Annotated in this window: 16 protein-coding genes and 1 pseudogene; 12 read left to right on the top strand and 5 right to left on the bottom strand. The window is 48.6% G+C overall.

Annotation, left to right across the window (positions count from 1 at the left end; translation table 11 throughout):
• Nucleotides 1-79: 79 nt before the first annotated feature.
• Nucleotides 80-214: a glycine zipper domain-containing protein gene (locus H5715_RS20525; RefSeq protein WP_425507036.1), complete on the top strand. Its 135-nt coding sequence runs from the start codon at nt 80-82 to the stop codon at nt 212-214.
• 245 nt (nt 215-459) lie between these two features.
• Here H5715_RS20525 and H5715_RS08325 read toward each other — a convergent pair.
• Nucleotides 460-2,172 (bottom strand): annotated as a pseudogene (locus tag H5715_RS08325) (cellulose-binding domain-containing protein); the annotation flags it as partial.
• A 937-nt stretch (nt 2,173-3,109) separates the two neighbouring features.
• Here H5715_RS08325 and H5715_RS08320 point away from each other — a divergent pair.
• From H5715_RS08320 to H5715_RS08310, 3 genes are all read left to right on the top strand, one after another.
• A complete protein-coding gene (locus H5715_RS08320; protein ID WP_075185146.1) occupies nt 3,110-4,843 on the top strand; it encodes a cellulose binding domain-containing protein in 1,734 nt (577 codons plus the stop codon).
• A 398-nt stretch (nt 4,844-5,241) separates the two neighbouring features.
• Nucleotides 5,242-6,102, top strand: a complete 861-nt coding sequence (locus H5715_RS08315; RefSeq protein WP_075185147.1) for a PA4780 family RIO1-like protein kinase — start codon at nt 5,242-5,244, stop codon at nt 6,100-6,102.
• Nucleotides 6,103-6,389: 287 nt separating this feature from the next.
• A complete protein-coding gene (locus tag H5715_RS08310) occupies nt 6,390-7,220 on the top strand; it encodes a ribonuclease H family protein (protein WP_246434741.1) in 831 nt (276 codons plus the stop codon).
• Nucleotides 7,221-7,349: 129 nt separating this feature from the next.
• Here H5715_RS08310 and H5715_RS08305 read toward each other — a convergent pair whose 3' ends face one another.
• Entirely contained in the window at nt 7,350-9,131 is a 1,782-nt protein-coding gene (locus tag H5715_RS08305) for a malectin (RefSeq protein ID WP_083607977.1), read from the bottom strand.
• 651 nt (nt 9,132-9,782) lie between these two features.
• Between H5715_RS08305 and H5715_RS08300 the strand changes: the two genes are divergently transcribed.
• The gene (locus H5715_RS08300; protein ID WP_075185148.1) at nt 9,783-10,574 is read left to right on the top strand and encodes a hypothetical protein; all 792 of its coding nucleotides are present in this window, start codon (nt 9,783-9,785) and stop codon (nt 10,572-10,574) included.
• A 191-nt stretch (nt 10,575-10,765) separates the two neighbouring features.
• Here H5715_RS08300 and H5715_RS08295 read toward each other — a convergent pair whose 3' ends face one another.
• Nucleotides 10,766-12,256 (bottom strand): glycosyl hydrolase, encoded by a 1,491-nt coding sequence (locus H5715_RS08295; protein ID WP_185906614.1) that lies wholly within the window; start codon nt 12,254-12,256, stop codon nt 10,766-10,768.
• 254 nt (nt 12,257-12,510) lie between these two features.
• Between H5715_RS08295 and H5715_RS08290 the strand changes: the two genes are divergently transcribed.
• Genes H5715_RS08290 through H5715_RS08270 form a run of 5 tightly spaced genes read left to right on the top strand, consistent with a single transcriptional unit; the run spans nt 12,511 to nt 17,733 of the window.
• Nucleotides 12,511-13,275 (top strand): outer membrane lipoprotein-sorting protein, encoded by a 765-nt coding sequence (locus tag H5715_RS08290; RefSeq protein WP_075185150.1) that lies wholly within the window; start codon nt 12,511-12,513, stop codon nt 13,273-13,275.
• 6 nt (nt 13,276-13,281) lie between these two features.
• Nucleotides 13,282-14,514, top strand: coding sequence for an ABC transporter permease (locus tag H5715_RS08285; RefSeq protein ID WP_075185151.1), 1,233 nt, complete (start codon nt 13,282-13,284; stop codon nt 14,512-14,514).
• Between the two features lie 8 nt (nt 14,515-14,522).
• The gene (locus tag H5715_RS08280; protein ID WP_246434739.1) at nt 14,523-15,758 is read left to right on the top strand and encodes an ABC transporter permease; all 1,236 of its coding nucleotides are present in this window, start codon (nt 14,523-14,525) and stop codon (nt 15,756-15,758) included.
• 11 nt (nt 15,759-15,769) lie between these two features.
• The gene (locus H5715_RS08275) at nt 15,770-16,477 is read left to right on the top strand and encodes an ABC transporter ATP-binding protein (RefSeq protein WP_075185152.1); all 708 of its coding nucleotides are present in this window, start codon (nt 15,770-15,772) and stop codon (nt 16,475-16,477) included.
• A complete protein-coding gene (locus tag H5715_RS08270) occupies nt 16,474-17,733 on the top strand; it encodes a hypothetical protein (RefSeq protein WP_075185153.1) in 1,260 nt (419 codons plus the stop codon). The genes H5715_RS08275 and H5715_RS08270 overlap by 4 nt, the downstream gene beginning before the upstream one ends.
• 2 nt (nt 17,734-17,735) lie before the next feature.
• On the opposite strand, the gene H5715_RS08265 is transcribed toward H5715_RS08270, so the two are convergent.
• Together H5715_RS08265 and H5715_RS08260 are read right to left on the bottom strand one after the other, a co-directional pair.
• A complete protein-coding gene (locus H5715_RS08265; protein ID WP_075185154.1) occupies nt 17,736-18,464 on the bottom strand; it encodes a J domain-containing protein in 729 nt (242 codons plus the stop codon).
• Between the two features lie 9 nt (nt 18,465-18,473).
• Nucleotides 18,474-19,958, bottom strand: a complete 1,485-nt coding sequence (locus H5715_RS08260) for a Ppx/GppA phosphatase family protein (protein ID WP_075185155.1) — start codon at nt 19,956-19,958, stop codon at nt 18,474-18,476.
• A 103-nt stretch (nt 19,959-20,061) separates the two neighbouring features.
• On the opposite strand from H5715_RS08260, the gene H5715_RS08255 reads away from it, so the two are divergent.
• A complete protein-coding gene (locus H5715_RS08255; RefSeq protein WP_075185156.1) occupies nt 20,062-20,718 on the top strand; it encodes a class I SAM-dependent methyltransferase in 657 nt (218 codons plus the stop codon).
• A 23-nt stretch (nt 20,719-20,741) separates the two neighbouring features.
• The gene (gene msrA, locus H5715_RS08250) at nt 20,742-21,380 is read left to right on the top strand and encodes a peptide-methionine (S)-S-oxide reductase MsrA (protein ID WP_075185157.1); all 639 of its coding nucleotides are present in this window, start codon (nt 20,742-20,744) and stop codon (nt 21,378-21,380) included.
• Nucleotides 21,381-21,442: the final 62 nt, after the last annotated feature.

The raw sequence follows: 21,442 nt of genomic DNA, 5'->3' as shown, positions 1-21,442 counted from the left end.
TCTGCAGATACATTCACATTTGCTCGCAAGCTTCGGTGTTTAAATTTACAGTTCCACAGGTTCAGCGCTTGGCTCAGCTGTGGGTTCGGTTGTGGGCTCAGCTGTGGGTTCGGTTGTGGGTTCAGCTGTGGGTTCGGTTGTGGGTTCAGCTGTGGGTTCGGTTGTGGGCTCAGCCGTGGGTTCTACGATAGGCTCGCAGACACCGGCATTGTAATTGCCGACGGTTCTTATAATCTCTTCTTCACTGGGTTCTACCCGCTCGCCTATAAGCAGGCTGGAAACGACCCTGCGAACCAAGTTGTCTAACCGTGTAACGATATAGCAGTCAACACTGGGTTCTTGATGCGAACCGCCTACACCTGAGTCGTCGGTCAGGAACAGGTAGCGGCTCTGGGTGACTGCTGCGGCACTGCGCATTAAAAACTCCGCGACATCTCCGACACCGCTGGCGGCGACGGGGGCGATATGGATTTGATTTTCGCGGGCGGTCAACACGGAGTTCCACGTGGCCATGATGTTTTCATCGTGTGGAGGCGCATCGGCGACTAAAAGCAGTGCTTTGACGGCATCGGAACGCCACTCAGCTTGCATTGCCAGTTCGAGCGCTTCGTCCATTGCTTCGGGGTAGTTTCCGCCGCCGCTGGCAATCTGCGCATTCAAATCGTCTTGTATTGTTGCGATGTCGTCTGTTAGTGGGAATTCTCGCGTTACGTACGAATCACCTGTGTCGCGATACACGATTAAACCCACTCTAATGTTTACGGCGGGGTTGTCTTCGCTTATTGCCGATAGAATGCTTGTTAATTCAGCCTGAAGGTAATTTAACTCGTCACTCATGCTTCCGGTCGTATCAATTACAAGTAATAGATCCAATTTATCAACTGGCCCTGGCGATAATAATGGCAGCGTAAATTCTAGGGATCGGTCATCACCGAGAGCGCTTAGATCAACTGTCTGAGAGATCAGTACGTCATCACTGGCGTTTGAAGCGGTTATATCAAAAACATCTGGCAAGCCATCGATCGACGGATAAAGTATGGTTTGTCCGTTGGCTGCGGTGTAGTGGGTAAGGAGAGCGGTATCGCTTTCGTTGACGACTAGCTTGGCGTGTGGGAACGGTGTGCCGTCGCTATCAAGAACGGTAACGGTAAGCGCTTCGTTCATATTCAGGAAGGGCAGCGTTGTTCCGGCGTGGCTTTGTAAGTAATCGCTCACATAGCTGGAGTAGAGGTGAGGATTCAAGACATCATCGTAGTCCCCGGCGGTAAGTGTGCCTGCCTGCGGGGTTGAACTCGTTGAGCCGCTGGAGCTGGTCGAGCTAGCAGTTGAGCTGGTCGAGCCAGAACTTGAACTCATGGAGCTGGTGCTTGAACTTGTAGAGCTGGTACTTGAGCTTGTGGTAGTTGAACTCGTGGAGCTGGTGCTTGAGCTTGTGGTCGATTCATCGCAGCTGCCGAGCAGGGTCCAGGAGGCATCGCTACCGGGTACAGAATTGGTGTACCAGTTGGCCCGATAGAGGTTGCCAAGGTAAACCATTTGATCGCCAGTATCCGCGTGGTTAGACACTCCGCCTTCCCAGTCTTTTGCTGTCCAGTTTGGATATTCGTTTACATCTGCACAGTCGCCTTCACCCGTAGTTGAGCTTGTGCTGCTGGACGTTGAGCTGGTGGAGCTAGAGCTGCTAGACGTTGAGCTGCTAGACGAGCTTGAATCGCTGGAGCTGGACGATGACGAAACGGTGTCACCGGAACTACAGATATTGCCATTTAGCACAAACCCGGAAATAACCGTCGCGGGAGAGCTGCCGTATGTGGCATTGAAGCCGAAACTAACTTGTCCATAGTCGGCTGCAATGGTGCCGTTCCACTGAGTGGCATCGTTAGAAGCGGTAAAGGTTGTTCCTTCACTGGAGTAGCTTGCGTTCCACCCGGAATCGAACGATTCAGACATGCTCCATACAAGCTCATAACCAGAGATGGGCTCTAGTGTTTTGTTGGTGAGGGTTACGTCCACCTGAAAGCCGGTACCCCATTCGTTAATAATGTCGTAATCGACATGGCAGTAGTCAGTGTCGTCTGCTTGTGCGATTGAGGTTAAAAATCCGAGCCCTAAGAGAGCGATACGCGAGCCGGTAATTAGCGTGTGTTTGAGTAATTTTCGAGTTTTTTTCATCGTACTTTCCTTGAAATAGATGTAGCGAGTTGAAACAGGCGTGTGGGGGGAAATGCAGAGCTTCTGCACGGTATTAAAAAAAGTTTTATTTTTATTGTTCTCTGAAAATAGTTGTTAACTAAATCTCGACGTTGGTCGAGAAACTTTTGGTGTGCAGGCCTTCGTTTACCCATGTGAACCGTGTGGCTCTACTTATCGTTATGATTGTTTGACACGTTTCACTGCAGAGATCGACAACGCCGCACGTGATTTTTTTGCGAGAAAAGAAATAAACCTAAAGATCTCTTCTTTGCAAGCATCATAATCTAAATTGTTTTCAGTTTTTTGTACACTTTAGTGTCACGAATAATCGAACATTTATATTATGGTTGTGGATTGGTTATGCATTGCAATCCGGTGAGCGCTATGCGTTGCCAGTGCGGCGTCAAAAATCATTTTTTATTTTTGATTTTGTGCGCCAGAAGGTTTTACACGTTACCGCGGCACAGGGGGGCGTTTAAACTGCCGGTTTAGTCTGTTTTTAGGGGGTTGTTATGGCGATTTACCTCTGTATTTTAAGGTGTATTTCTCGTGTTGATGTCGAACTGGCCCGCTAAAAAAGCGTAAATGCTGGGTTGGTGTGGGAAGGTGACGTTGCGCTTACCGTGGGAGGTGCATGTAGCGGGGCTGACGTGGAGGATCGTTAAAAAACGCAATCAATTTTTTGCGCCAACAAAATAAACTTCTGGCAAGTTGTTCAGTTGATTTTAAGTTGAAATGATTTTTACCTGCTTATCCTCTGCAGTAAAGCGCTGCCCTTATTTTGTTTGTGTCTATTCATTTTGTTTATAGTCGTCGTCTCTTCTTGTTTATAGTATTTACTACTTCAACTTGCTAGTCTCAGATGAGTGGTCGCAGTACAGACAGTTATTTCAGAAACAATAAACAAGGAATCGTCATGAATAATCAAATAAAAACGTTAACAAGGTATACGCTACTGGCGATGCTGTTGTTTGGCGGAATAAATATCTATGCGCAAGAAACCGAACTTTCAGCAAGTGGCAGCAGTGCAAGCAGCAGTGGGCAGTCATCAAGCACGCCGGGCTCATACTCTGCATCGTCTTCGTCGGCGGTTTCACTTGCTTGTGAAGTAACGTCCGTACAAACTTGGGGTAACGCCTATCAGCTGGCTGTTGAAATAACCAATATCAGTACGATAGAAACCCAGCAGTGGAACACCCAAATTAGTTTAAATGAAAGCTACACCGTCGATCAGGCTTGGGGTGTTGTTCTTGAACATGAAGGCGAATATTTAGCCGCCAGTAATAATTATTGGAATGGCTACCTCGGTAGCGGTGAGACCGTAACGTTTGGTGTGCAGGGTACATTTTCGGGGGCATTTGTTGAGCCAGTCTGCGGGCAGGGTATAGGTCCAGATGAGTCCTCTTCGTCTCAGCAGAGTTCTTCGTCTCAGCAGAGCTCTTCCTCTAGCTACAATTATGAATACTACAGCCCATGGGTGTACGTTACTTATTATATCGACGGAATGACCCTTCATGCGGATGCTCAGGTAACGTCGTTTGATGATAATCCTACGACGTTTTGGGAATTTGGTGACGGATCAGATACCTTGCAAGGTGTGTTGTCTGTTACGCATACATACCAAGAGCCGGGAGAGTATTCAATAACGTTTAGTGGTGTCGATTATCCGTGGGCAAATATTCAATCTTTCAATATTACGGTTGGCCCTGAGAATGAAGCGCCTGTTGCCGATTTCTATTGCGAAGAGGATGAGCTTGAAAGTGGAACCGACACGGCTCCCAGTGTTTACGTTAAAACGATTTGTTACAGCACCAGCACTGACGCCAATAACAACACGTTGATGCATACGTGGGATTTCGGTAACGGTGAAGTCTTTCCCGATACCTTGGATCACCCTCTGACGGTAAGCGATAGTGAGCCCGATATTAGTTTCGAGCAAGCCGAAGTCGATTATGTGGATCCCGGTATTTACGATATTACTTTGATCATTACCGACGGCGAATATTCAGCCACAAAAACCATCCAGTGGACCGCTCGCAGCTCGACAGGGGAAACACAACAAAGTTCGTCTAGCTCGTCTAGCTCCAGCAGTGAATACTATGAGCCCAGCGTTGAGGTGTTGTCCTATTATGTGGAGGGCATGACGCTTTATGCGGAAGGTGAGGTTGAAGCGAGTGTTTCTGACACGGAATGGGATTTTGGCGATGGCTCTGAGATTTTGCAGGATGAGTTGGTTGTCAGCCATACCTATGATGAGCCTGGCGATTATGTGGTTATTTTCCGTGGTATCGATTACCCCTGGGCCAGCCATCAAACGTTTAATATTACGGTTGCACCGCAAGCCCCGGAGGTGTCATGTGAGTACAACCTTCTTTCGCAGTGGAATGGGGGGTTTAGTGCGCAAGTAGTGATTACAAATAATAGCGAATCAACCATTGATGGATGGCAGCTGAGCCTGACGTTTGCAGGAGAGCAGCAAATAAGTAGCGCTTGGTCTGCCAGCGTTAGTGGCGACAACCCCTACGAGGTAAGTGGGCTGAGTTACAACGCACAGATTCCTTCCGGCCAGTCGGTGTCTTTTGGCTTTGTTGGCGCGAAAGGGGCAGAGGAAGCGGAACCGCCTCAGTTTGGCGGCGATCTATGTCACTAGGCTATTTGCCTGGGGCGCTAGTCTCCAGCGCTTTATCGGGCTGAGCATGGGCTCTATGTAATCGTTTTCACCCGCTTGAATGCGGGTGAAAAGCTTAAAAACACCGTAAAAAGGCTCTCTCCCTATAGAGGCATACGAGCAGGGCTGGCGTATTAATTTGTAGCGGCGTGCTTTAATGCTGCATAGCCAGCCTTACCGTTTGCGAATGCAGGCCACCGCTATAGCCCCAAGGCTGTTACTGCGGTAGACGTTTGTTTTTGCACTCTCGTTGGCCGATAGGGCTTTAATTTCACCTCCCAATAACGCTAATCCCGCACTCTATGTTAGGGTATCGGGCTGAGTGTTTTGCATGGCAAAACCTACTGAATACATCAATAAACCTAACATCACGGGGAACAATGAAAACACCCAAACGACTTCAGCCATTATTGGAAGATGGCCTGATTGATGAAGTGCTTTACCAGCTAATGAGTGGCAAAGAAGCCCAAGTATTTGTAGTGCGCTGCGGAGACCATATTCGTTGCGCGAAAGTCTATAAAGAATCCAATAAACGCAGTTTTAAGCAGGCGGCGCAATACCAGGAAGGGCGCAGCGTGCGTAATTCCCGTCGCGCGCGGGCCATGGCGAAGGGCACGCGCTTTGGCCAAAAACAGCATGAAGAAGCCTGGTTAAGCGCTGAGGTAGAAGCGCTTTACCGGCTGGCGGCCGCTGGCGTGCGGGTGCCTAGCCCCCACGGTTTTGTGGATGGTGTGCTGCTAATGGATTTAGTGTGTGACGAAAGTGGCGATCCGGCCCCACGTTTAGACGATGTATCTTTTACCCCGGAAGAAGCCCGCGACTATCACGACCGTATGATGATGGAAATTGTACGCATGCTGTGTGCTGGCCTTGTGCATGGGGATTTATCCGAATTTAATGTGTTGGTCGATCCAGAAGGCCCCGTGGTTATCGATCTGCCCCAGGCCGTAAACGCTGCGGGTAACAATAATGCTCAAATGATGCTCGCGCGCGACGTCAACAAGATGACTGATTTCTTTGGTCGCTACGATCCCAATTTGCGGATAACGCACTACGCCGAAGAAATTTGGGAGCTGTACGAGCACGGTAAGCTACACCCCGATAGCAAGCTTACGGGTGAATTTGCCGAAGCCGATGTAGATACCGACATTGCCACTATGCTACGCATAATTGAGTTCGCCAAGCAGGAAGAAGATGAACGCATAGAGCGCGAGCAAGCCGCACGAGATGGCGAATTTTAGGCCACACTCTATCAAATGAACGCGGGCAGCTATGCAGGGAAGCGTGGCTCGTGTATTGATCTTTCGGCAGTTGGATACTCTCTTTCCCGGCCTGAACCTCTGTAACTTTCAATTCGCCCACGGTTGGCTCGTGTGTCTCGTTGTTTGCGCTGTTTTCGGCTAATATGCCGCGATTGCAGTGAGGGGTGTTTGTCGTGCTTTGCAGCGCTATAACACTATGCCGAGTTCGCCTGGGTGGTTCAATTTCACGATTTGTTCTAAGGTTGCTTTAAGGCAAGTCTTTCGACATGGCGAGTGTCTCCGGTTTTGATTTGTTATTTTCCCGTATTGATAAAGGTATTCTGATGGCGAAAAAATATTATGTAGTTTGGGAAGGGCGGGAAACGGGTATTTATACTGATTGGAATTCGTGTAAAAAGCAGGTTGATAGGTTTGCCGGTGCTAAATATAAGTCTTTTACTACGTTGGCAGAAGCCGAGCTGGCTTTTCAGGGGAAGAGTGTAAAACCCGGTAAGGGCTTGGCTGGGAAAAGTCGTGTGTCGAAAACCGCATCGGCGAATGGTGTTAAAACCTATGCTGCTGATGAGATTTCTGCAATGGCAATAGAGACAAAAATATTTACGGATGGCGGCTGTGATCCTAACCCCGGTAAAGCCGGCTCGGGGATTGCGGTGTATCGTAATAATACTGTTGACGAGCTTTGGTATGGCTTATATAACCCTAAGGGTACGAATAATACTGCCGAGTTAAATGCGTTACACCAGGCGTTGTTAATGGCAGAGAATGAAATTAGCAGTGGAAGGTCTGTCGCGATATTTTGTGATTCCAAATATTCTATTCAATGCGTTACTCAGTGGGCTGTAGGTTGGCAGAAGAAGGGTTGGAAAAAGAGCGGTGGTGAAATAAAAAATTTGGAATTGATAAAGGATATGTTTGCGCTCTACCAGTCGTTAGAGAATAAGGTTCCGGTTTTACATGTGAACGGCCATGTGGGTGTTGAAGGTAACGAATTGGCTGATCGAATGTCGATAATGGCGATAGAGTTTAGGGAAGAGGACTTTAGTCTTTATCGCGAGAAGCTCGATATTCAATCCCTTTTGGCTATGAGAGCTGGGTAGTACTTGCTGAGTGGCTTGGGAGTGCGCCTTGAGATAAGTTTTTCGGGGCATAAAAAAACCGGTATTCAACGAGGAATACCGGTTTTTTTTCGACTGTTCAATCAGCGTTTGTGAACAGTGCTCTGTCTCTTACTCGTTAGACAGGGTTGGCGTTGACCAGGCTTTCCAGGTGTCGAGATCTCCGGTGGTATTGCTATGCGGTGTTATCGCTCCTGGCTCGTTGGCGGTTTTCAGCAAGAATTTGCGAAGGTTATCGATCACGGGTTGCTGGTGTTCGGGTCTCGCAGAACAGTGTCCACCGTCGGCTACATTTGAGTGGTAGGAAATGTTCTCTTCCGCTCCCAGTGCCTTATATACTTCTGCACCGCCCAGTGCGGCGACGTGCGCAGACTGCGGGCCGAGGTTGGCAATGTGTGGGTTGTCTAGGATGAGCAGGCCACGTGGCGCAATCATTGAGACAATCTCGTGAGTATCGATTGGAAGTTTCTCCACATTGGTGTTTGTGGCGAAGGGTTGGAAGTCGTCACCTAGCCAGTAAGTTTCGCCGTACGCGCTACCTGGGCTCTGTGCGCCTTCGCCGGGAATTCCTCGCCAAATGGGAACGCCGCCACTACCTGATTCGAAGGGAATGGTGAGAGCGATTCGCTGGTCAAATGCACCGATGGTAAATGCACCCTTACCGAAGCGAGAACATCCTACAACGGCGGTTGCGTCGGCTTGAAGAATGCTGCCATCCGACTGTTCGATAACGTCGATGATTCGGCTAACGCCCCAGGACCAGGCAACTAACAGCCCGGTAGTACTCTTGGCTCCGTATATATCGTAAAAAGCGCCTTTTTTGCTTCCCCGTGAACCGGACTCATCGCCGATGTCGTAGGGGTTAACGGTAACGATAGCTACGCCTTCGTTTTTAACTAGGTCGTTGTGTGCAAAGCCGAAAAAGCCAGATCCAAGGCTGAACAGAACGGGGTAGGGAGCGGTGCCGGTGGTGGGTAGATCTACCGTAACACTGAAGCTGGTGCTCTTGTCGCCGTCTTGAACGTCAATGGTGATGCTGTCTCCGGATACCGTACCCGTAACCTGTTCTGGTTTGGGGGGTTTGGTTCCGTATACATATCTTTCTGCCTGGCGGAGAATTTCCTGCCGGCGACAGCGCCATTCTGCGGTTGTCGTCATTCGGCTTCCGTCTAGTTTGGTAAACGGATCTGGCAGGTTAGCGTCGTGAATCAGGTCGGTGTCTAAGGCTAAGGCCTGAACCGCACAGTCGGCGCCTTTGTTTTCGTCAGAAGCAACACCAATCGCAGGGGGCTCTGGGAGTTGGGGCTCGACGGGCTCTGGCTCAACGAATTCACCGCTTATTGAGAATAATGCGATTCCAGCTATGGAGCCGTTATCTTCGATGGTTTCAATTGTCACTGTCAGGCTGCCATCGGTGACGACTACGTCTTGTACCGTATGCTGGAAAGCTGTCAGTTGACCTGCACTATCAGCTAGGTCCAGATCAGTGAAAATACGCTCACCTTCGACTGATACGTGGAAGAGGCGCTTGCCCGCTTCATCCCAATAGGTTTCTGCGAAGTGCATTAAGACATCGTAGCTACCGTTAGTAACTGGGATTTCGTAGCTATAGTCTCCGTAGCGTTCAGATTGATAGAGGATGTCTTCTTCGGTCCCTTCGATATCATCGGTGATATCGCGGGTGGCACCATCGGTAGAGAACTGATCGGCGCTGTAGGTGTAGCCGTTAAAGCTGATCTCTGGTCCACCGACGTTCACCGCGTACACGAACACAGGCTCTGTGGGGGTGTAGCCGCCGGGAACGGGTATGGGGGACTTGTCGGACGAACTTCCGCCACAGGCGGCCAGCACTAGTGCAGAAGAGAGTAATGTAATTTTTTTTATAGTATTCATTGGTGCTCCAAAACTAAATAATTGAAGTATGTTTAAACTCGCTATGTCTTGTTTTTATAACGCATCGCCCCGTGCCATGACCTCGCAGTATTGAGGTAATCTTTTCTTTTAGCTTGTTCATGGGATGTGTGGCGCGCGCTTCCGCATGATTGTATACAAGTATTTCTTGTCGGGTCAACTGAAACTAGAGCATCCCCTTTCCCCCTTTTTGAGTGGTGGGGCCTAAATGCAACCTTTGGCATTTCCGTTTTACGGCCGCTACGCCAACGGTAGCGGTTATATTTTCTACACTAGGGTCAGCGTTTTTTTATCTGTAAAAAATAGTTCAAGCCAGTTTGAGCTGTTTGGAGGGAATGAGTCGTTTAGAGGTTGTCTCTCGTGGGCTTTTACCTGAGCTTCAGTATCGCCATGGCTGGAGATATGTTCTGGTCTAGTACCTTTCAGTAAAATAGACCTGTGCACCCTTTATGTGCTTTGAGGGTGAGTAAAAAGGCAGCGATTGTGAGTTCCACCTGTCGCCGAAATTCTTTACATCGAGAGAGTAGATGGTAGGGGAGGTACGTTTTAGATCTTAGCTAAGGTTCTGATTCTAATCACAATAATAATTAAGGCATAAAACTTGTATCTCACGGCCAGATTGGAGCGGTTTGCATGATTTATGGGCAGACTGCAGGTTTAGGCGGTTTAACGATAATAAACATGTTCTTTATTTTTAAAGAGCGTTCAATTCTGGATGTTTGGGGTGAGGAAACTCTAATGAAATTCTTTGGGAAGTTATTCGGAACTTCTGTTCTGTGCTTGTTTTTAATCGATACAGCGGTAGCACTACCACAATTGTCTTTGGATGAAAGCTCTGGCGTAATTACAGACTCTCGCACAGGCGATGAGTGGTTGCAGTGGAGCTTGACGACCGGGAAATCCATAAGCGAAGCACTTGCTGAATACGAAGCTTCTGGTTGGAGCTTGGCAACGGCTTTAGATATGTCTGAGCTATACACCAGCGTGGGTTTATCTGGCGCAACATGGGATGGCTCTACCGCGCAGTATAAGCAATATGAAGGCGGTGCTAATGGTGGCCTTGTTGATGAGCTTGTCGCGTTGTTTGGTGTAACGGATCGAAGAGAAGATATTGGTGTTGACGGTACAATGTACGAGGCTACGATCGCTCAATACGGAGAGGTTGGTTTACTTGCCGGGGCCATTACTAGCTTCGCCATGTTGGGTGCTGAAGGGCCGGTGATCTTTCCTTCTAGAATGGTTTTAGGTTTCACTGAATCAATGCTAGATAGCGTGAGAATCGACGTTGAAGGTATGGGTGTTGCCCTGATTCGTACTGGTGGTGATACTCCTCCTGTGGGGGTTGACGAGCCAGGTACTGCTGTTCTGTTCGTTTTCGCTTTGGCTGCCGTTGGCGCACTGAGACGAAGAGTAACCATCCGTTAATTACGGTAAATTAATTCCTGCTCAATATTATTGATGATTTTGAAAAGCCGGTTGGGTCTTCCAACCGGCTTTTCTATGCGCCTGATTTTATTTGTGGGCGCTTGCATAGGGCGTTTGTACTAGTAGCCAATACTAAAAAAGCCCGGCTGTTGGGCCGGGCTTTTAATCTGATTCAGCTTTTAGGCATAACCTTAAAAGCTTGGCAGTTCATCCAGTGTTATAACATTGGAATGGTTGTAGACATGGTTTTTGTGGGCGTTTGTGTTGAAGTACTCACCTGTCCAGAAGTTGTTGCTGTCGGTCACGCCCTCAGTTGAGGTGCTGTCATTCCAAACGACAAAATACAACCACCAGGCACCATCTGCTTCCATAGCATCCGGGTCTGGAATATTGCTGTTTTCACTCAGGGCAACTAATTTGGATTCCGTTGGGTAAGCCTTGGCGATATTGTAGGTACCAATTTGAGAACCATAATTTTTAGCCTCAGCGTAGATGTCGTGGCTCACGATATCGACATAGTCGTTACCCGGATACCAAGAAAGGCTTTGCCCATTCCATACCCAAATTAGGTTGTTTAAACCGTGGTGATTTGTCATGCGGTCATACATATATTGCCATAACAGGGCTTGTGCATAGCCGGCAGGCACTCCGTCGGTGCGGGTACGTCCCCACCAGAACCAGCCGCCAGCGGCTTCGTGAAGAGGGCGCCAGAGTACGGTTACGCCAGCATCTTCTAGTGTTTGTAGTTCAGCGGCAATGTCGTCGATATCGTCAACGAGCGCGGTGAAATCTGCGCTGCTGGTGTTGAGTTCGCCGTTTAGAATGGGGATTTCAAAATCAGTTTTCTCTGAATAAAACTCAACCTCGCTTCCCACTCTCCAGTGCCAGGCGAAAGTGACTAAGCCGCCTCGGTCCCAGTGCACAATGGCCTCTTCTGTTTGTTGTTGACCAGAGCCACCGGAATAAGCGTAGTTCATAAAGTCGTAACCCATTATTGCTGGGGCTTTATTGGTGTCGTTGATAACTCGTTGGTACATATCAACACTGTCATTCCAGGTTAAATCCTGTTGGCCGGACAGCATTTTGCTACCCCAAACGGACTTTAAGTAGGTGTAGACTTTTTTTGCTGTGGCATCTGCGTTTGGGTTAACCAAGGTTTCGGATAGAGCGGTTTGTTGACCGCTATTAAAGCCTGGACATAGGCTTTGAGATAGGCAGACTTCGGCATCTTCGTAACCCCAATCGCCCGTTTCTGTTGAGCAGAAGGGTATGCTTTCTGCACCAATCAGGCAGTAATCGTAATTTCCGACACCCGGATCTGCAGCGGATAGGTAGCCGATGCATGTGGCGCCTGTTTCCCAGCCCCAGCCATTCTCGGGTACAGCTGAGCTGTCGCGACAGTAGGGCTTATTGTTCGATGCTGCGTTAGGGATATTTGCCACTGAGCTGCTGGATGATTCGCTAGAGCTGCTGCTGGATGATTCACTAGAGCTGCTGCTGGATGATTCACTAGAGCTGCTGCTGGATGATTCACTAGAGCTGCTGCTGGATGATTCACTAGAGCTGCTGCTGGATGATTCGCTGGAGCTGCTGCTGGATGATTGGGACGAGCCGCCACCACCACCACATGCTGAAACCAGCAGTATGGAAGCTGTAACGACAGCGTAAAGATAATGTTTCATAGATGCCTCATGAATGTAGTGCTTTCTTACTAAAATTTACTGAGCCTGATGTGAAAAATTAACGCAAAAGATCAGGTGGTTTTTAGGTCTGACTTTTAGAGTGTAATAAACGGACGAGCTCAAGAATGAAAAAATCTAAATGTAACCGGTTTCAGTTGTGCGCGCAATGGTAGTCGATTGCTAGAACGCTTGGCAAGGATTCAAGATCAAGTAGGTGTTAGAATATTGTCTTGCCGCACACAAGGGACATTGCGATGAATTGCATACGGGTTTTGGTTGTTATTACCTTATCGGTGGGGCTTGTGCTACCGGGGGTGGCTTCAGAACTACAGGACGTGGATGCCAAGGCTCTCCTTCGCCAGGCAATGGAGCTGTGGCGAGGTTCTTCGTCGGTGTCCGAGCTGAGTATGACCATCAAGCGCAGCGACTGGCAGCGAACGATGTCGATGAAGGCATGGACAAAGGGCGATAAAAAGTCGCTGGTGAGAGTCCTTGAGCCCAAGAAGGATGCGGGTAATGGCACCTTGCTGATCGATAATGCTCTCTGGACCTTTACTCCCAAAATCAATCGCGTGATAAAAATTCCTTCCTCCATGATGGGGCAGAGCTGGATGGGTAGTGATTTCACTAATAAAGACATCAGCAAGTCTACCGATGTGCTCGATCAATACTCACACAAGCTGCTCGAAGTGAAGGAAGAGGAGGGCAGGCAGTTTTATATCATTGAAGCGATTCCCCATGAAGATGCCGCTGTGGTTTGGGGGCGCGAAATCTATGCTATTCGCGATGACGCTGTTGTAATGGAGCAGCAGTTCTGGGATCAGGATAATATTCTTGTTAAAACCCTCTCTACCCTGGACGTCGTTGATATGGGCGGGCGACCAGTGGCCAAGCGCATGCGTATGGCTGACGCCGAAACACCGGACGAGTGGACCGAAATGGAAACCCATTCCATTGCTTTTGATGTCGATTTGCCCGAGAGCCTCTTTACTCTTTCCAGTTTACGCAATCCCCGGTAAGCGGATATGGCCGTTAATATCAGTATTAGACTTGCCTGGCGTAACCTTTGGCGACACAAGCGTCGAACCTGGCTGACTCTGGGCGCGATTATTTTTTCCAATACTTTACTGATTTTTATGATTGCCTTACAGCAGGGCAGTTACACCATGATGATCGACAATAGTCTGCGCGCCTTTACGGGCCATATGCAGGTTCAGGCCAGGGGTTATCTGGACGAGAGCAAGATGCGAATGGTTGTGCCGGACGTTGTTCAATTGGCTGGCGAAATTCGAGCGCAACTGCATGTGAAAACCGTTTCTGCTCGCGCCATGGGTTTTGCGATGGCCTCCAGCGAGGATCGTTCCTTTGGCCTTCAGGTGACTGGGGTACAGCCTCAGTTCGAGCCGAAGGTGTCGAGTCTTCCGGGTTTGGTTGTGCGTGGTCATTATCTGAAAAATGTTGATGCGGATGAAATAGTGATAGGCAGTGTATTGGCCCGCAACCTGAAGGTTGATGTGGGTGAAGAGCTGACGCTTTTAGGCAGTGGTTATGACGGTTCCATTGCGGCGGTTATTGTCAAAGTGGTGGGTGTTTTTGAGTCGGGCATGGTGGATTTGGATCGCGCTGTGGCACAGATACCCCTGCGAACATTTCAGCAGGTGTTTTCCATGAATGGAGCCGGTCACAGTGTGGTTATCGCGGCTCCGGAACTGGATATTGTGGATCAATGGAGGCAAACACTTAGCTCGAATATTTCAAACGAAAACATGGTGGTACTGAGCTGGGATGAATTGCAACCGGGCTTAAAGCAAGCTATTCAAGCCGATATGTCGAGCGCGGCTTTTATGTATTTGGTGTTGGTGGCACTGGTGGCGTTTAGTGTTCTCAATACGCAGTTGATGTCTGTGCTGGAGCGCACCCGCGAATTCGGCATTATGATGGCTTTGGGCTTAAAGCCCGGTCGCTTGAGCCTCCTGGTGTTAAGCGAAACCACGATTCTTGCGGGCCTGGGTTTGCTTCTGGGTTTGTGCCTGGGGTTCTGTATAACGCTTTATTTAAGCCATGCCGGTTTTTCTTACCCCGGTATGGAGGAAATGGCGGGGCGTTTCAATTTGCCCAGCCGGATGTATCCCACTATTAGTTGCCTCTCTATGCTGTTGGGGCCTTCATTCGTCTTTATGGGCTCGATTGCAGCGGCACTGTATCCTGCGTTGCGCATCCATAAACTTCAGCCCGTAGCGGCTATGCGAGCGGTTTAGGGGGTTGAGTGAAAACTGGCATTATCGTAACACTGGCGTGGCGAAACCTTTGGCGTAATTACCGGCGCACACTCATTATGCTGCTCGCCATTGTGCTGGGTGTCTGGGCGATGATTTTTATGACCGCTATGATGCGCGGCATGGTGGACGATATGCTCGAAAGTGGTATTCGCCACCTACCCGGGCACGCACAGCTTCATCATCCTCTCTATCGCGACGATCCCAATATCGTCAATTCCGTTCCCCAATTAACGAATCATCAGCTTAAGCAGTTACAGAATCCCGCCGTGCATCAGTGGACGTCGCGCTTAAAGGTTCCGGCGGTTATTTCCAGCGAGCGTGAAGTGCGCGGTATCGTGCTTTTGGGGGTTCAGCCGCAGTCCGAAGCGGCTATGGCTTTTGATATCAGTCAGGTTAAAGAAGGGCGTTGGCTGGAGTCTGATGTTGATAAAGGTATTGTTATCGGGGCAAAACTTGCGGAGCGATTGGAAACCCGTTTAGGAAAGCGTGTCGTCATTATGAGCCAGGACGAGAAAAACACGATTGCCGAGCGAGGGTTTCGTATTGTGGGGGTATACCACTCCAATGATGTGGCGCTGCTGGAGGAGTTAAATGTATATGCGGCTTTGGGTACCGTTCAATCTTTACTGGCGGTTGAAGGCAATGTATCTGAGATTGCATTTAATGGTGAAGACTATCGCAACACCCAGCCTTTAATGGCTTGGCTTAAACAGACGGATTTAGTGCTTTCAGGCGGCGAGCTATTACCCTGGCACGAAGTGGATTCTTACCTGGGTACTATGATGCGAGTGATGGACGGCTTTGTTATTGTTTGGGTGCTGATAATTTTTCTGGCGCTGTCCTTTGGCTTGGTGAACACCTTGGTTATGGCGGTATTTGAAAGGGTGAGAGAAATTGGTTTGATGCAGGCCTTAGGTATGAAGCCAACACTTATTCTGGTGCAAGTTGTTTGTGAAGCATTCTTTCTGTTGTTGATCGGTTTGCTTGCGGGTAATGCGCTTGCCTTGCTGACGATTGTCCCTTTCCAGTCGGGTATTAATATCTCTGCCGTTTCTCAGGGGATGGAAATGTTTGGGGCGAACAGTGTGTTGTATCCGGCGTTAAAGCTTAAGGATGTGGTGGTTGCGAATGTGGTGGTTATTGTATTGGGGGTGGCCGCCAGTATTTTACCCGCATGGCGTGCTGCCAGTTACGATCCGATTGTTGCGCTCAATAAAAATTAACGGAATCCACTATGACGGCAATAACCTGTAAAAATCTATGTAAAACCTTTCATCAGGGTGAGGCGGTTATTACCGGGCTTGACCAGGTCTCTATTGCGATTGAATCCGGTGAGTTTGTTTGTTTGTCTGGCCCTTCGGGCTCTGGTAAAACGACACTGTTAAATGCCATGGGCGGGTTGGATACACCCGATAGAGGAGAAATAATGGTCGGCGATAAACGGGTCGATATTTTAAAGAAAGTCGAGCTTGCAGAAATGCGTTTGCAGAATATTGGTTTTGTTTTTCAGGCCTACAATCTGATACCTGTGTTAACTGCCAGTGAGAATATTGAATTTGTTATGCAGGTTCAGGGGCTGGCTAAAGTGCAGCGGGCAGAGCGAGTGAGAGAAACGCTTGCGGAAGTGGGATTGTCTGGAATGGGCAGTCGACTGCCATCGCAGTTGTCTGGTGGGCAGCAACAGCGAGTGGCCGTGGCAAGGGCGATTGCCAGTAATCCTAAGCTGGTATTAGCCGATGAGCCCACGGCGAACCTGGATTCTAAAACTGCCGATCAATTAATGGATTTATTTTCCGAGCTGAATAAACGCAGAAAGGTTACCTTTGTTATTGCTACTCACGATCAGAGAGTGATGGCGCACTGTAAACGATTGGTGCGGATGGAAGATGGGTGCATTGTGAGCGATCAAATACAATCGCTAGAGTCGCCTCAGGGAAAATGAAAAAACTTGTCGTAATATTCGGGTTGATCACCTTATGCCTTTCTTTGTCGACACAAGGGGAAGAGCGTCGCGTGGCATTGAGTGGGCATATAAAGTATCAACCGCTCATAAGTACCTATCCCGAGCACAGTATTTACCGCAATTTTATGGATTCCCCTGCAGTGGATAATAATCTGGATGCGCGATTCAATGCCAATGGGCAAATGGGTGCTTGGCAGTGGGATCTGAATTATCAGCTGTTTGCTAAATCGGGTGATTCCGTCAGTTATAACCATCGTTCCTTATCCCAGAGCTTCGGGGGAAATATCTACCCCAGTGATGAAAGTCGTCTAATGCGGTTAACGGATCAATTACTGGATGATGATGACATTCTGGTCGTTCATCGGCTGGATCGCCTTTCGCTTGCCTACAGCAGCCATTCAAGTGTTATTAAAATTGGGCGCCAGGCAATTAGTTGGGGAAATGGGTTGATGTTTAATCCTATGGACATGTTTAACCCCTTTGATCCGACGGCTGTCGATACCGAATACAAGACTGGTGACGATATGCTCTACGCGCAGCGCTTATTCGATAACGGTCACGACCTGCAAGCGGTTTTGGTGGGGCGACGCGATAACAGTGGCGATCTCTCTGCTTCGGGAAATTCAACGGCGTTTAAATATCACGGTTTTATTGGTGAGCATGAATTCGATATGTTACTTGCGCAACACTTCGATGATAGCGTATTGGCCCTTGGTGGGGTTTGGGGCTTGGGCGGTGCTATAGCAAGAACAGATTTTATTGTGTCGGAAAGCGATAATAAAAATTATTACAGCGCAGTGGCCAATCTTTCCTATTCATGGGTAGCCTTTGAACGCAATTTTTCCGGAAGTTTGGAATATTTTTACAATGGCTTTGGGCTGGATTCGGGTGACTATCACCCGTTGACTTTATCTCAAAATCCACAGCTGCTTAAGCGGCTCGCGCGAGGTGAATTATTTAATTTGGCTCGGCAATACTTAGCGGCAACTATGACGGTTGAACTTCACCCTTTATGGGTGTTAACGCCCACCGGCTTTTGGAACGTTAAGGATGGTTCTAGCTTGTTTCAATTGGTGTCTAGCCACGATATTTCACAGGAAAGCTGCTTTCTTCTTTCGCTTAATCTTCCGATTGGTGATAAGGGCAGCGAGTTTGGTGGCTTAGAATCCGGTATTGATGATCGCTATCTTTCTTCTGGCCCTTCATTACTCGCGCAGTTGGCCTGGTATTTTTAACGTTATTGCAGCTTTTTCAGTACAATTTCTTTGGCGACGTTAACGCGAGAGGCGAGGTAATCGTTGCCGCCTCTATCTGGATGAAGTTTTTGCATAAGTCTTTTGTGGGCTTGAATAACCGTTTTTTTGTCTAGCTCGTTGTTACCAATATAACTTTCCAGCCCTAGTACCTGGAGTGCCTCGTTGTAGGAGGGGTCGCTTACCGAGCTGTAATCCTGTTTACTTTGTTGTTGGTGGTGGTGTTGGCTGTGTTGCCCTGATTGTCTTAGGACGCGAATTAAATAGTACGAGCGGCGATCGTGTTTTTGATAGTGGGCTTCCAACTCTGCTAGCTGTTCATCGTTTAAATGATGCAGTTCTGAGCCTTTATAGGGGCCTTCGATAACAATGCCTGTCACGCTGTTTGTTTGCAGATCCAGTTGAACTTTTAAAAAACTGGTCGAAAAAACCGGGTTGCCAAAGGCGTGCCTGCCAAATAGGCGGACGAAAGGGAAAACTCGGGCGAACATATTGACCCCGAATTTAGCGAAGCCCAATGCTGCCGCTAATAGACCTCCCAGCCAGTGTACTCGACCAGTTACGACGGCCAGTAGCATTAGCACAACAAATGCGCCCACCGCCATTTTTATCAGCCACTGCTTACGCTGCTTTTCCGGCAGTGTTCGATAGCGTTTCATCAACCAAAAAATACTTGTGATCAGGGCGAGGGCGATAACAAGGCGAAGTGTCATTGTGGAGCCTTATTCAAAACTCAATTCAATGCCTATTTTACCCAGAAATAGAATTTCCTGTTCCAGGCTGGCACGACTAAGGGGATAATTTTCTAACCATTGTTTGTCGAGGTGAAGTTTGTATTTATCCGATTTGCGTTCTATCTCTGGCAGTATGGGAGCGAGTTCTCGACGACGGTGCAACAGCGTGGCAATACGCAGGCAAAGCAAGAGTGGCCGAAAAGCCTCGAAAGCTTCGTGGCCCATATCTTCGAAACGACTTGCCGTGATTTTTTTACGGTGGAAGCGAACTAGGTTCGCCATAATGTACTGCTCGTGTCGGCTGAAACCGGCCAAATCTGAATGCCGTAAAAGGTAGTAGCCGTGCATATGATGGCTGCTGTGGGAGATGCTTAAACCTATTTCGTGAAGCTTTGCTGCCCAGTCTAAAATTTTGGTGCGAGAAACGCCACTTAGCTCAGTATCATTTTCGATTTGTCGCCACAAGTGCAGGGCTGTCTTGCTTACGGCTTCAGCTTGAGGGTTATCGATGCGGTATTTTTCTTGTAGTTGATTGACGGTTAGCACCCGAGAATCGTGATTACTAAATCGACCGATATTGTCGTAAATAAGCCCTTCTTTTAAGGTGGCGTCGGCGATATGGATTTTATCTAGCTGTAGCTGATGAAAGATGGCCTGTAGAATAGCCAATCCTGCAGGTAAAACTTCCCGTCGCAACTTGGCAATCCCTGGAGTGTCCAGCGTTTTTGCTTCAATGGCTTTTGATATCAATTCATCCAGTGCGCTACGGTGGATAACCGCGCCGCCATTTTCGCCATCTAACAGTTCTGCAATAGCGCGAATAGTGCCGGATGTGCCGTAGGCGATCTGCCAGCCTTGCTGCATATAGGTTTTTCGGATCTCTTCCAGTTTTTCACAGGCGTTGACATAGGCCTTGTGTATAGCTTTGCCCGAAAACTTATCGGCTGAGAGTTTGAAGTTCTCGGTGTAGGTTACGCAACCCAAGCTTAGGCTTTCCATACAGAAGGTATCGTAGGCCTTGCCAATAATAAACTCTGTGCTGCCACCGCCTATATCGATTACCAGCCGGTTAACTTGCTCATCAACCACTGTATGGGATAACCCGTTATAGACCAATCGAGCTTCTTCGTAACCAGAAATAATCTGTATCGGTACGCCAAGGGCTTTTTCGGCTGCTTTGATAAAGCTTTTGGCGTTGCGCGCGGAGCGCAAGGTTTTTGTTCCAACGGCCCGTACCTGCGCGCGTGGTATTTCCTGCAGGCGCTCAGAAAACCGGTTTAAGCAGGCGAGGGCGCGTTCTTTTGCTTCGTCGTCGAGGTTACCTGTGTTCCGTAACCCTCGTGCAATCTGAACCATTTCTTTTTCCCGGTCGATTATCTCGATCCTGGAATCGGTAAAACGCACGACCAGCATATGAAAGCTGTTCGAGCCTAGGTCGATAGCGGCAAAGTACGGGGATTCGAATTGAGGCATGGGGTGGTAGCTCACGGTCTTCGATTATTGGTTGATCACTCTGGGATTTAACCCGTGATTTTGACACAATGGAAGCTGACGACCATTACGAGGAATTTATTTCGTGTCTAAGAGTGAACGACAAGCATTTGGTTTGCGTATATTGAACAACAGTAACAAAGACATCAAGCGTTTACGAAAAGAGACGGGAATGCCCAACATTCATGGTAACAAGTTTTGGAAGTCTAGCTTGTTACTGATGGATTATTTAAGCGCATACCCTCCAGAGAATATTCGTGACAACTCCACCAAAAAGACCGGGAAAAAACGCCCTATAAGAGTCTTGGAGGTCGGTTGCGGATGGGGTTTGGCGGCTATCTTTTGTGCAAAAGAGTTTGGCGCTACCGTAACGGGGTTGGACGCGGATGAAACCGTATTTCCATACTTTGTGCACCATGCCGAAATTAATGGGGTTGAAGTTGAAACCTGGCAGTGCCGCTACGAAAAGGTACGCAAACTGGATCTTGAAGCGTTTGATATCGTGATTGCGGCAGATATCTGTTTTTGGGATGAAATGGTTTCACCACTGTATAAATTGGTGCGACGTGCCCAGCAGGCCGGAGGGGTAAGAGTGGTGATTACTGATCCCGGGAGGCCGACTTTTACCGAGATGGCAGAGCGCTGTGTCGATAAGCTGGGCGCATTTCTGGAGCCCTGGTCTGCTCCACACCCTCATAATATGTCTGGTTGGGTCTTGGATTTGGATCCAGCAGCCAAATAGTTCGTCTTAAGAAAGGGTAAGCTATGAGTCTTAACGAGCGTTTTAATCAACAAATGCCCAAAGGTGCCGACGTACTTCCCGGCCGATCAGAGCCAATTCCTACCTTAGAAAAGCACGCAGTTTTGGGTGTTCCTCTGAAGCCGCCTTTTGCTGCAGGAACAGACAGCCTCATTCTGGGCTTGGGGTGTTTTTGGGGGGCCGAGAAGCGCTTTTGGGCGCTGAAGGGTGTAAGGGTAACGGCGGTAGGTTATACGGGGGGGATTACACCCAATCCAACCTATGAGGAGGTTTGTTCCGGTTGTACGGGGCATAACGAGGCTGTATTGGTGGTATTCGATCCCAAGGTTATTTGCCTGGGTGAATTGCTCACCTGTTTTTGGGAATCTCACAACCCGACCCAGGGAATGCGACAGGGCAATGATACTGGAACGCAGTATCGCTCTGGTATCTATGCCAACTCAAAGCAACAGTACACTGAAGCGGAGGTGGCAAAAGCCAGGTATGCGCAGCAGTTGAGTCAAGAAGGCTTTGGGGAGATAACGACAGAGGTTTGTATGGCCGGGGATTTTTTCTATGCGGAAGCTTATCATCAGCAATACCTCTTTAAAAATCCGAACGGCTATTGCGGCTTGGGCGGGACAGGTGTGGCTTATATTGAATAGTTATCACTGGCCAAAACTAAATCACGCTACCTTATAGGCTGCGTGATTAATATTTAGAGTGG

Origin of the sequence: Teredinibacter haidensis, assembly GCF_014211975.1 — a bacterium.
GTDB lineage: Bacteria > Pseudomonadota > Gammaproteobacteria > Pseudomonadales > Cellvibrionaceae > Teredinibacter > Teredinibacter haidensis.
This window is presented reverse-complemented; position numbering and strand designations above follow the sequence as displayed.